This is a genomic window from Arthrobacter sp. B055-34, from assembly GCF_059090425.1.
The window spans coordinates 494,476-504,728 of sequence record NZ_JBNHFQ010000004.1 but is presented as its reverse complement, the minus strand read 5'-3'; the positions used below and the strand labels follow the sequence as shown (position 1 = coordinate 504,728).

9 protein-coding genes are annotated in these 10,253 nt (G+C 62.6%); 3 read left to right on the top strand and 6 right to left on the bottom strand.

Going from position 1 to position 10,253, the window contains the following annotated elements; genetic code table 11:
* Both AC5RWO_RS10885 and AC5RWO_RS10880 read right to left on the bottom strand, forming a co-directional pair.
* A partial coding sequence (locus AC5RWO_RS10885) for a transposase-like zinc-binding domain-containing protein (protein ID WP_498731395.1) occupies positions 1-95 on the bottom strand: 95 nt, incomplete at its 3' end.
* A 166-nt stretch (positions 96-261) separates the two neighbouring features.
* Positions 262-1,236 (bottom strand): GlxA family transcriptional regulator, encoded by a 975-nt coding sequence (locus AC5RWO_RS10880; RefSeq protein ID WP_139004870.1) that lies wholly within the window; start codon positions 1,234-1,236, stop codon positions 262-264.
* A gap of 81 nt (positions 1,237-1,317) precedes the next feature.
* Between AC5RWO_RS10880 and AC5RWO_RS10875 the strand changes: the two genes are divergently transcribed.
* Positions 1,318-1,479 carry a hypothetical protein gene (locus AC5RWO_RS10875; protein WP_171059325.1) on the top strand — a complete coding sequence of 54 codons (162 nt, stop codon included), beginning with the start codon at positions 1,318-1,320 and terminating at the stop codon, positions 1,477-1,479.
* A gap of 42 nt (positions 1,480-1,521) precedes the next feature.
* Here AC5RWO_RS10875 and AC5RWO_RS10870 read toward each other — a convergent pair whose 3' ends face one another.
* Positions 1,522-2,079, bottom strand: a complete 558-nt coding sequence (locus AC5RWO_RS10870; protein WP_498731377.1) for a DinB family protein — start codon at positions 2,077-2,079, stop codon at positions 1,522-1,524.
* Positions 2,080-2,214: 135 nt separating this feature from the next.
* Between AC5RWO_RS10870 and AC5RWO_RS10865 the strand changes: the two genes are divergently transcribed.
* Entirely contained in the window at positions 2,215-3,165 is a 951-nt protein-coding gene (locus AC5RWO_RS10865; RefSeq protein WP_498731376.1) for a helix-turn-helix transcriptional regulator, read from the top strand.
* A gap of 60 nt (positions 3,166-3,225) precedes the next feature.
* On the opposite strand, the gene AC5RWO_RS10860 is transcribed toward AC5RWO_RS10865, so the two are convergent.
* Genes AC5RWO_RS10860 through AC5RWO_RS10850 form a run of 3 tightly spaced genes read right to left on the bottom strand, consistent with a single transcriptional unit; the run spans position 3,226 to position 5,948 of the window.
* On the bottom strand, positions 3,226-4,017 hold the full coding sequence (locus AC5RWO_RS10860; protein WP_169994276.1) for an ABC transporter ATP-binding protein: 792 nt from the start codon (positions 4,015-4,017) through the stop codon (positions 3,226-3,228).
* A gap of 1 nt (position 4,018) precedes the next feature.
* Positions 4,019-4,924 (bottom strand): ABC transporter permease, encoded by a 906-nt coding sequence (locus AC5RWO_RS10855; RefSeq protein WP_498731375.1) that lies wholly within the window; start codon positions 4,922-4,924, stop codon positions 4,019-4,021.
* 19 nt (positions 4,925-4,943) lie between these two features.
* The gene (locus AC5RWO_RS10850; protein WP_498731374.1) at positions 4,944-5,948 is read right to left on the bottom strand and encodes an ABC transporter substrate-binding protein; all 1,005 of its coding nucleotides are present in this window, start codon (positions 5,946-5,948) and stop codon (positions 4,944-4,946) included.
* Positions 5,949-6,288: 340 nt separating this feature from the next.
* On the opposite strand from AC5RWO_RS10850, the gene hrpA reads away from it, so the two are divergent.
* Complete coding sequence (gene hrpA, locus AC5RWO_RS10845; RefSeq protein ID WP_498731373.1) at positions 6,289-10,242, top strand: ATP-dependent RNA helicase HrpA; 3,954 nt, start codon at positions 6,289-6,291, stop codon at positions 10,240-10,242.
* The last annotated feature ends 11 nt before the right edge of the window (positions 10,243-10,253 follow it).

Genomic DNA, 10,253 nt, shown 5'->3' with positions numbered 1-10,253 from the left:
CAGCGCCAGCGCTGCTTCCCGGCAGAGGTCCTGCCGTTCTTGACCAGTACGTCTCCACAGACCTGACAACGGGAGGAATTGCAAGCACCATTCACAAGTACTGGTGCTAAGGCATAACGAACCCCGTTTTACTGCACCAACACAGGGAAGCAAGCCGATTCGATACACACTTTTTTGCCTATAAGCCGGAATACCAGCAGGCGGGGTTTTTCCGTTCCGGCAGGACACGGGGCGTGCAGGCAAGCCTGGCGACCGTCGTGGTCAGTGAACAGCCATGGCCGCGGAGCTTCCGCGGAACGTCCGGCGGTAGGTTGCCGGCGAAATGTTGAGTGCTTTGACGAAGTGATGGCGCAGCAGGACCGCCTGCCCGAAGCCGGTGGCGCGCGCAATCTCGTCAATGTTCAGGTCAGAGGTTTCCAGCAGCTCCTGGGCCAGCAACACACGCTGGGCATTGATCCACGCAGCGGGCGTCGCACCGGTCTCGGCGCGAAACCGTCTCGCGAAAGTCCGTTCCGACATGTGCACGCGCTGGGACAGTTCCGCGATGGAGACCTCGCGGTCAAGGTTCTCGCTGAGCCAGACCACGAGGTCCTTGAGGGTGCTGCAACCTTCCAGCGACAAGGGTCGCGCAATGTACTGGGCCTGGCCACCCTCCCGGTGCGGCGGCACTACCATGTCCCGCGCAATTGCTGCCGCCACACCGGCGCCGAGCTCCGTCCGGACCAGATGCAGGCAGGCATCGATCCCTGCCGACGTACCGGCACTGGTGATGATCCGGTCATCCTGGACATAGAGCACGTTCTCGTCGACATGGATCTGCGGGTATTGCTGGGCAAGCTGCTGCGAGTACTGCCAGTGGGTGGTGGCGCGGCGTCCGTCCAGCAATCCGGCTCCGGCCAGCACAAAAGCACCTGTGCACAATGACATCACCCACGCTCCGCGCGCATGGGCGCGGCGCAGGGACTGCTTAACCTTTTCCGGGACGGGCGCGTCCCATTGATAGGGCGCCACGATGAGCAGATCCGCGTCCTCGGCCGCTTCCAGGCCCAATGCGACGTCGATGGAAAACCCGGTCTTGGTGTCCACCTTCCCCGGCGTAGGTGTGCAGACCTTGAAGTCGAAGGCTGGCACCCCCGTTCCACGCGCGGAACGGTCAATGCCGAACACCTCGCAGGCGACCCCGAATTCGAACGGCGAGGTACCCGGAAGTACCAGCACAGCCACGTTTTTGAGCATGAGTTCATTATGGCAGTTTTTTATCGTTAGCGGTCGTTTCTGCCACTCTTTTTTTGGTCCGCACAGGCGCACCATGAAGTCATGGAACTTCTTCTAGCCCTAGCTTTCATCCTCGTTATCGTTGCCACGGTCGCCATCATCCCCAGCGATGGACACGGCCACACTCCGGAGGAGCGGTCCCTGCAGGACTGGTCCGACGGCGCACTGCCCAGCCGCCCGTTCTCCCAGCTGATGCGCTGGTAAGCGCCGGCTACTCCCCGTTCGAAGGCGGCGCTGCTGAGAGCCCTACTGCCGGTGGGCAAACAGGTCCCGCAGCAGCGCTACTTCGGCAAGGTGATGGATCATTTCGCGGTTGATGTGCAGTACCAGCGCACCCATGGAACGATCCGCAAACCGCCCTTCTGCCGCCCCGCACGGTTTCTCCAGGCCCGGCTCGCCCAAGGAGCCCACGCCGTCGATCCAGCGGGCATAGAATTCGTCCAGCAGCGCCAGCGCACCGTCTGCGGTTCCCGGATAGTCAAAGCTTTCGTAATCGACCGCCGGCCCCCCGAAGTGCGACGCATTCCTGGATCCCAGCACTCCGACCAAGATATGGCCCAGCCGCCATGCAATGGTGGTGAACGGTGCGGGATAGGGCTCGGGGATGGCGAAGTCGATCGTGTAATCACCGGAGCCTACGGCCATCGGCGCATGGCTGGTCCCGCGGTGGCGTACATTCCAGCAGTCCTCCCCCGGTTCCCAGAAATACTCCTCGTCGGTCAGCCCCTTGAGCCGGGGCCTGGCCTGGTTCTCCCAGTGCCACTGAAGCTGGTCCAGCAATTCGAATTCAGCGTTGAACACCATTTCCCGCTCCCTTTCCCGATGAGCTCCGCCCACGGCGGCGCTGCAGCTTGTCTGGCTCCATCATGTCCTGCGACCGCCGGTTTGCCCAGAGAATTCAGGACGGGGGCTGTCCGCAATGGGGCGTAGATTATGTGCATGCTTGAAACGTCGGCACGGTTGCTTCAGCTACTGTCCCTGCTCCAAATGCGCCGCGAATGGACCGGTTCGGCTCTAGCTGCGCGCATGAGTGTTACGGAGCGGACAGTCAGGCGGGACATCGACAAGCTGCGCAGTCTCGGCTACCCCATCAACGCATCGCCTGGCGTGGCGGGCGGTTATCAACTCGGCGCCGGCGCGCAGCTGCCGCCGCTGTTGCTGGACGATGACGAAGCCCTGGCCGTTGCGCTGGGGCTCAGCGCCGTCACCGCCAGCCCCGTTTCCGGTGTTGCCGAAGCTTCGGTACGTGCGCTGACCAAGCTTGAGCAGGTCCTGCCGTCGAGACTCCGCCCCAAATTCACCATGCTCAAGAACGCGGTCACCACGTTGAGCAGCCCGCGGACCGTGGTAAACCCGGAGACGCTGACCAGCGTTTCCGCCGCCATAGCTGACCGCCGCGTGGTGGCCTTCCGTTACGCCAAGCCGGACAGCGAGTCCTCCCGGCGGCTGGCCGAGCCGTACGGCCTGGTGGATACCGGACACCGCTGGTATCTGGTGGCCTGGGATCTGGGCCGCCAGGACTGGCGGACGTTCCGTGTGGACCGGTTCGAAAGCGTTCCTTCGGCCCGGGAGCGCTTCACACCCAGGCCGCTGCCGCAAAAGGATCTGGCAACGTATGTCCAGCGCTCGATCACGCGCTCGCCCTACCGTTATGACGTCGTCGTACGTATTTTCGCGCCGCTTCAAACGGTGGCCGAACGGATACCTCCCCAAGTAGCGGAGCTAACTAACGACGGCGGCAGTACGGTCCTGCGTTCGGGTTTCGATTCGCTGGACTACCCTTTGATGCAGCTGGCCGCGATGGGATTCGAGTTCGAAATCCTCCAGCCCGCCGAATTCAAGGACCGCGCGTTGGAACTGGCGGGAAAACTGGCGAAGGCCGGACGCTAACGCGTCCGGCCTTCATCAATTCCGCCCAAACACTGGCCCGCAGCCTGTGTCCCGGCAGATCTACTGCAGCATGGTTCGGTCGTCCAAGGCGCCGCCCTTGATCTTTTCGAACTCGTGCAAAAGATCCTGGACGGTGGTTTTCCGCTTCTGTTCCTGGCCAATGTCCAGGATGATCCGGCCTTCATGCATCATGATCAGCCGGCTCCCGAGGCGCAGGGCCTGCTCCATGTTGTGGGTGACCATCAGAGTGGTCAACTGATGCCGTTCCACAACCTCCGCGGTCAAACGGCTCACGAGGTCAGCCCGTTGCGGATCCAGTGCGGCCGTGTGCTCATCCAGCAGCAGGATTTTCGGGCTGCTGAAGGTGGCCATGAGCAGTGAGAGCGCCTGGCGCTGCCCTCCGGAGAGGAGGCCCACCTTGGCTTTGAGCCGGTTTTCCAGGCCCAGCTCCAGGGATTTGAGCTCCTCCTGGAAGAACTCCCGCTTCTTCTTCGTGACGCCGGGGCCCAGGCCTCGCGTCTTACCGCGCTCATAAGCCATGGACATGTTCTGTTCGATGGTCATGTCCGGGGAGGTCCCGGCCATCGGATCCTGGAAGACCCGGCCAATGAATTTTGCCCGCTGGTGGTCCGCCAGCTTGGTCACGTCATTGCCGTCGATCCTGACCGTCCCGGTGTCCGGTCGGAGCTTGCCCGAAGTGATGTTCAGAACCGTCGATTTCCCGGCGCCGTTGCTGCCAATCACCGTGACGAACTCGCCCGGCGTCAGCGATAGGTTGATCTCCTTCAGCGCCACCCGCTCATTGACCGTGCCGGCAAAAAAGGTCTTGTGCACATTAGTTATATCCAGCATGTCAGCCCTTAGCTCCCACCCCGGTCAAAGACTTCCTCATGTTGGCCAGTCCGCCGATCCGTTTGAAGAACTTCCATTGTGGCAGCACCAAAGCGATGACCACCAGCACTGCGGAGATCAGCTTCATATCGTTCGGGTTCAGACCCGCCTGGAGGGCAAGCTGGATAACCACTCGGTACAAAACGGAGCCGAGAACTACGGCCAGCGAGGCGATGATGATGAGCCTCGAGCCGAAGATCGCCTGCCCGATGATGACTGATGCAAGACCAGCCAGAATCAGGCCGATGCCCATGCCGATGTCGGCGAACCCCTGGTACTGGGCAATGAGTGCCCCGCACAGGCCAACCAGCCCGTTGGAAAGCGCAAGACCCAGGATTTTCATCCGGTCCGTGCTTACGCCGAAGCTGCGGATCATTTCTTCGTTGTCACCGGTAGCCTGCATGGCCAGACCGACGTCTGTGTGCAGGAACCAGTCGATGACGAACTTGACCGCCAGGGCAAACAGCGAGAAGACCACCACGGCCATGGCCGTGCCAAGCAGGCCTGCGTCGCGCAGGGGCGTAATGAGGGTTTCTTCGCGCAGCAGGGGCAGGTTTGCCCTGCCCATGATGCGCAGATTGATCGAGTACAGGGCGATCATGGTCAGAATGCCGGCCAGCAATCCGTTGATCTTGCCCTTGGTGTGCAGTATTCCGGTAATCCAGCCCGCAACCAGTCCTGCCCCGAAAGCGGCAATGGTGGAGACCACGGGCGAGAAGCCGTTGATAATCATGATCGAGGCGACGGCAGCCCCGGTGGTGAAGCTGCCGTCAACCGTCAGGTCGGGAAAATTCAGAATGCGGAAGGTCAGGTAGACCCCCAGAGCCATGATCGCGTAGATCAGGCCCAGCTCAACCGCGACAATCATGTGTCGGTATCCTCAGGTTCTACTCGATGACGCGGTCGGCGGATTCCAGCAGGGAAGCTGGAATCTCGACGCCCATGCGCTCAGCGGCTGCGGGGTTGACAACAACTTCCAGTTCGGAGGCCGTCTGGATCGGCATCGTCGCCGGGTCAGCGCCTTCGAGGACCTCGACGGCCATCATGCCCGTCTGGTAGCCCAGGTCCTCGTAGTTGATGCCCTCGGTAGCGACGGCACCGCCTTCAACACTGGCGGCATCCGAGGCGATTACCGGAATCTTCTTCGATTCCGCAACGCCGATAAGCGACTTCAGAGCAGAGACAACGTTGTTGTCCGTCGGCACATAGAACGCGTCGACATCCAGGGACTGCGCGGCCTGCTGGACCTCACTGGAGTTGCTGACGGTAGCTTCCTTGATTTCCAGACCCATCTCGGCAGCGACCTTCTTCGCCAGGTCCACCTGGACCTGCGAGTTCACTTCGCCGGAGCTGTAGACAATGCCCACACTCTTAGCGTCCGGGACCAATTCCTTCAGCAGGCCCAGCTGTTCCTTGACGGGATTGAGGTCGCTCGTCCCGGTGATGTTGCCGCCGGGCGCTTCGAGCGATTCGACCAGACCAGCCTCGACGGGATCGGTGACGGCGGTGATCAGGATGGGGATGTCCTGGATGGCCTGCGCGGCCGCCTGGGCAGTCGGAGTTGCTATCGCGAGGACAAGATCCTTCTGGTCCGTGGCGAACTTTCCGGCAATCGAGGTGGCGGTAGCCTGGTCACCCTGTGCGTTCTGCTCGTCGTAGGTGACATTTTCACCCTCGGTGTAGCCGTTCTCGGCCAGGGCCTTCTTGAAGCCCTCCCGCGACGCATCCAGCGAAGGGTGGGAAACAATCTGCGTGATGCCGATTTCGACCATTTCCCCGGCCGGCCCGCTCTCGCCGGATCCGGCCTCGCCGCCGCCGTTGCCGCACGCTGTCATCAGCAGCGCCGAGGCGAACAGCGAGGCGCCCATGGTTGTGTATGTTGACCGTTTCATGCCAGTGATTCCTTTCAAATCGCAAACGTGCCGGATGCTCCCGGCCCGCTCCCCCAAGTCACAGCCGTCCATGCGCTCCACCACGTTGCTGACGGCGGAATATGCCGCTTGCCGGCGGCGTCATTACCCGGCTGCGGACACGGACAGTCATTCCCTGCGGAAAGTCCACTTCGATAGTACCTGTGAACAGCGTCACATTGTCTAATCTTCGGCACAGGCTTAGGACAAGAGTCCACTCATGCGGTCCTAAGAATGGACGATCCGTATCGAAATGGCAGCAAGGCTCCGGTTCTGTCCATGGATGTGTGGATGCCTGGGAACCGATAAACTGGGCGCAATCATGACACTGAAAATCACTTATCCCGAGATGTTGCCGGTTTCGGAACGGCGGGATGACATCATGGCGGCCATTGCCGCCAACCAGGTCACCATCATTGCCGGCGAAACCGGTTCGGGGAAGACCACCCAGATCCCCAAAATGTGCCTCGAGTTGGGGCTCGCGGAGAAGGGCCTGATCGGCCACACCCAGCCGCGGCGGCTCGCGGCCCGCACCGTTGCCGAGCGGATCGCGGAGGAACTCGACGTCAAGCTGGGCGAGGAAGTAGGCTTCCAAGTCCGTTTCACCGGTCAAGTTGGCCGCAGCACCCGGATCAAGCTGATGACGGACGGCATTCTGCTCGCCGAAATCCAGCACGACAAGCTGCTGAAGAAATACAGCACCATCATCATCGACGAGGCGCATGAGCGCAGCCTCAACATCGACTTCATTCTGGGCTACCTCAAGCGTATTCTGCCGCAGCGCCCCGATCTGAAAGTCATCATCACTTCCGCCACCATTGATCCGGAGCGCTTCGCCAAGCATTTCGGCGACGATGAGCCGGCTCCGATCATCGAGGTTTCGGGCCGCACCTACCCCGTGGAAATCAGGTACCGCCCGCTCAACATGCCGGCAGGCACTATCGACTCGGACGATGAACTGGAAGAGGACCGCGATCCCATGGACGCGGTCTGCGACGCGGTGGACGAACTGGCAGGCGAAGCCCACGGGGACATCCTCGTCTTCTTCTCCGGGGAGCGGGAAATCCGCGACGCCGCGGACGCACTGCGGGCGCGGGTGCAAACCAACCGCCGGTTGGCCGGAATCGAGATCCTGCCGCTCTATGCCCGACTCTCCCTGGCCGAACAGCACCGGGTCTTTTCGCCCGGTTCCGGCGGCAAGCGGCGGATCGTCCTGGCCACCAACGTGGCGGAAACCTCGCTGACCGTACCGGGGATCAAATACGTCATCGATACGGGCACGGCCCGCATCTCGAGGTATTCGCACCGGACCAAGGTCCAGCGTTTGCCCATCGAGCGGATCTCCCAGGCCTCCGCCAACCAGCGCTCCGGCCGCTGCGGCCGAGTCAGCGACGGCATCGCAATCAGGCTGTATTCGCAAGAGGACTTCGAAGCCCGGCGCGAGTTCACCGATCCCGAAATCCTGCGCACCAACTTGGCCGCCGTCATCCTCCAGATGACAGCCATGGGTGTGGCCCGCAGCCCGAAGGACATCGAGAATTTCCCGTTCGTCGAGCCGCCGGAGACCCGGGCGATTAACGACGGCGTCAACCTCCTCCGCGAGCTCGGCGCCCTGGCTGAGCCCGGCAAACCAGCAGACGCGGTGCGCGAACCGCAAGCCACCGGCCGCGGCGGTGGCCGTAACCCGAGCCGCGAACCCGGCCTGACCGCCGTCGGGCATCAGCTGGCCCAGTTGCCGGTGGATCCCCGTCTGGGCCGCATGATTGTCGAAGCCGGCAAACGCGGGTGCGTGCGCGAGGTCATGATTCTCGCTGCGGCGCTGACCATCCAGGATCCGCGTGAACGGCCCTCGGCCGACAGCGGCAGCAAGCAGCAGCAGGCCGCCGAACTGCACAAGCGCTTCGTGGACGAGAACTCGGACTTCACCGGCATCCTGAACCTGTGGCGCTACGTGCAGGACAAGCAGAAGGAGCTGTCCTCCACCCAGTTCCGCAAGCTGTGCCGCACCGAGTTCATCAACTACCTGCGGATCCGCGAATGGCAGGATCTGTTTGCCCAACTGCGGCAACTCGCCAAGCCGCTGGGCATCACGCTCTCTTCCGGCAGCGAAGTAGATCCTGTTGGCAAGCATGACGACATCCACAAGAGCCTGCTGGCCGGCCTGCTCAGCCACATCGGCGCCTACGAGGAGCGCAAACGTGAATACGCCGGCGCCCGTGGCACCCGCTTCGCAATCTTCCCCGGCTCGGCCCTGTTCAAAAAGTCACCCGATTGGGTCATGGCGGCCGAACTGGTGGAGACGTCCCGGCTGTGGGCCCGCGTAGCTGCCCGGTTCGATCCGGTGTGGGCCGAGGAAATCGCCCCGCAGCTGCTCAAGCGGACCTATTCCGAGCCGCACTGGTCCCGTCGCCTGGGTTCCGTTATGGCCTATGAGAAGGTCACGCTCTACGGTGTCCCGATCATCCCGCAGCGGCGCATCCAGTACGGCAGGATCGACCGCGAGCTCAGCCGGGATCTCTTCATCCGGCATGCCCTAGTTGAAGGTGACTGGCGCACCCACCACAAGTTCTTCCACCGCAACCGCGCCCTGCTGGCAGAGGTCGAGGAGCTGGAGACACGTACTCGCCGACGCGGCCTCCGTGTGGATGATGAAACGCTTTTCGAGTTCTACGATCAGCGCATCGGCGAGAACGTGGTCTCCGAGCGACACTTCGACAAGTGGTGGAAGGCGGCACGGCAGGAAAATCCCACGCTGCTGGACTTCGACCCCGATGCGCTCCTGACCGAAGAAGCCGAAGAGCTCGATCCCGGCGCCTTCCCGAAGATCTGGCGTCAAGGCTCTTTCGAGCTGCCGCTGAGCTATGAATTTTCGCCGGTGGCGCCCGGCGGGACACCCAATCCCTCGGACGGTGTCACGGCGGAAGTGCCAGTGCTGTTCCTGAACCAGCTCAATCCGGCACCCTTCCGCTGGCAGATTCCCGGCCTGCGGGCCGACCTGGTCACCGCCTTGATCAAGTCCCTGCCTAAACATGTGCGCAAGAACTTCGTGCCGGCCCCCGATGTGGCCCGGACGGCTGCCGCGGCTCTTGCCGAGGAGTTTGTTCCGGAAGAAGACGAGCTGGAACCCTCGCTGGAGCTGGTGCTCCGCCGGCTCAAAGGCCACATCGTCCCGCCCGGTTCATGGAACTGGGAAGTAGTGCCGCCGCACCTGCGGGTCAGTTTCCGTGTGGTGGACGCACGCGGAAAAGTCCTGGGCGAAGACAAAGACCTGGCCCGGCTGCAGGAAGAACTTGCACCGCAGACCCGCCGTGCCATCGCCGATTCACTCGGTGCCACGCCCAAGACGGCCAAGCCCGCGAAACAGGCCAAGACGGCATCGGCGCCGGTTGCCCCGGCGTCGAGCGGCATCCAGGAACTGACAGGGCTGACCGAGTGGACGGGCGGCACGCTCGAACGCGAGGTCAAGCGGTTGGTCGCGGGCCACACGGTCACGGGTTATCCGGCATTCGTGGATGAAGGCCAGACGGTCGCGCGGCGCATCTATCCCACTGCCGCGGAGCAGGAGTCCGCCATGCGGTCCGGCGTCATCCGGCTGCTGGCGCTTCGTGTGCCGTCCCCGCAGCGCTACGTGCTGGACCATTTGAATAACACCGAGAAACTCACCTTCAGCCAGAACCCGCATGGTTCGGTCGCCTCGTTGATCGATGATTGCACGCTGGCGGCCGTCGATAAGCTGGTGCCGCAGGAGCTGCCGTGGTCCAAGGAAGAGTTCGACCGCCGGTATGAGGTGGTCCGTGCGGAACTGATCGACACCGTCTTCTCCGTGACCGCCGTCGTCGAAAAGATCCTCTCCAGCAACCGGCGGATCCAGAAATCGCTCAAGGCCAGCACGAGCCTGGCCCTGATCAGCGCCCTGAACGATATCAAGAGCCAGCTCGAGCAGCTGGTCTATCCCGGTTTCGTCGCCCGCACGGGTTATGCCCAGTTGAGCCATCTCCCCCGCTATCTGGCGGCGATCGAGCGGAGGCTGGAAAAGCTGCCAACCAACGTGGCGCGGGACGGCCAGCAGATGGCGGCCGTGCAAAAGCTTGAAGACGAGTACGACGACGCCGTCGCGGCTTTGCGTCCAGGCTCACGGCACCCAGAAGAGCTGCGCAGGGTGCGGTGGATGCTCGAGGAACTGAGGGTCAGTTTCTTCGCACAGGAACTGGGAACGGCCTATTCCATTTCAGAGAAGCGCGTGCGTGCTGCCCTGAACGAGGCTCTCAGTAAATGACGCTGGACGGA

Excerpts from the sequence above, each read along its gene's own strand:
- AC5RWO_RS10880 (WP_139004870.1), bottom strand. The coding sequence starts at position 1,236 with ATGCTCAAAAACGTGGCTGTGCTGGTACTTCCGGGTACCTCGCCGTTC.
- AC5RWO_RS10875 (WP_171059325.1), top strand. The coding sequence starts at position 1,318 with ATGGAACTTCTTCTAGCCCTAGCTTTCATCCTCGTTATCGTTGCCACG.
- AC5RWO_RS10870 (WP_498731377.1), bottom strand. The coding sequence starts at position 2,079 with ATGGTGTTCAACGCTGAATTCGAATTGCTGGACCAGCTTCAGTGGCAC.
- AC5RWO_RS10865 (WP_498731376.1), top strand. The coding sequence starts at position 2,215 with ATGCTTGAAACGTCGGCACGGTTGCTTCAGCTACTGTCCCTGCTCCAA.
- AC5RWO_RS10860 (WP_169994276.1), bottom strand. The coding sequence starts at position 4,017 with ATGCTGGATATAACTAATGTGCACAAGACCTTTTTTGCCGGCACGGTC.
- AC5RWO_RS10855 (WP_498731375.1), bottom strand. The coding sequence starts at position 4,924 with ATGATTGTCGCGGTTGAGCTGGGCCTGATCTACGCGATCATGGCTCTG.
- AC5RWO_RS10850 (WP_498731374.1), bottom strand. The coding sequence starts at position 5,948 with ATGAAACGGTCAACATACACAACCATGGGCGCCTCGCTGTTCGCCTCG.
- hrpA (WP_498731373.1), top strand. The coding sequence starts at position 6,289 with ATGACACTGAAAATCACTTATCCCGAGATGTTGCCGGTTTCGGAACGG.